This window comes from Enterobacter cloacae complex sp.6700776 (assembly GCF_048284255.1).
In the GTDB taxonomy this organism is placed as follows: Bacteria; Pseudomonadota; Gammaproteobacteria; order Enterobacterales; family Enterobacteriaceae; genus Enterobacter; species Enterobacter intestinihominis.
The window spans coordinates 1-308 of the sequence record NZ_JBLVYK010000153.1 but is presented as its reverse complement, the minus strand read 5'-3'; the positions used below and the strand labels follow the sequence as shown (position 1 = coordinate 308).

1 protein-coding gene is annotated in these 308 nt (G+C 68.5%); it reads left to right on the top strand.

The window, feature by feature from the left end; all coding sequences use genetic code 11:
* Positions 1 to 243 (top strand): oligopeptide/dipeptide ABC transporter ATP-binding protein (locus ACNQ0T_RS23675; RefSeq protein ID WP_417930437.1); only part of this gene is annotated, 243 nt, incomplete at its 5' end.
* Positions 244 to 308: the final 65 nt, after the last annotated feature.

Here is a 308-nt window from a genome sequence, read left to right as displayed (position 1 = left end):
CCAGCGCACCCCTACACCGTGGGCTTGATGGGCTCGATTCCGGCGATGGACGAGGACTGCGAACGCCTGCTGCAGATCGACGGTGCGATGCCTCGCATGACGGCCATTCCGGCCGGCTGCGCCTTCAATCCGCGCTGCCCGCGCGTCGGTGACCGCTGCCGCACGGAGCGCCCCGAACTGACTTCGGTCGGTGCGACGTCCGTGTCCTGCTGGAAGCCCGTGTTGCCGGAGGGCCTACAATGACCGCGCCCCTCGTCGAGGTCCAGGGCCTTGCCAAGGTCTTTGACGTGTCGCCGCCCTGGCTGAAC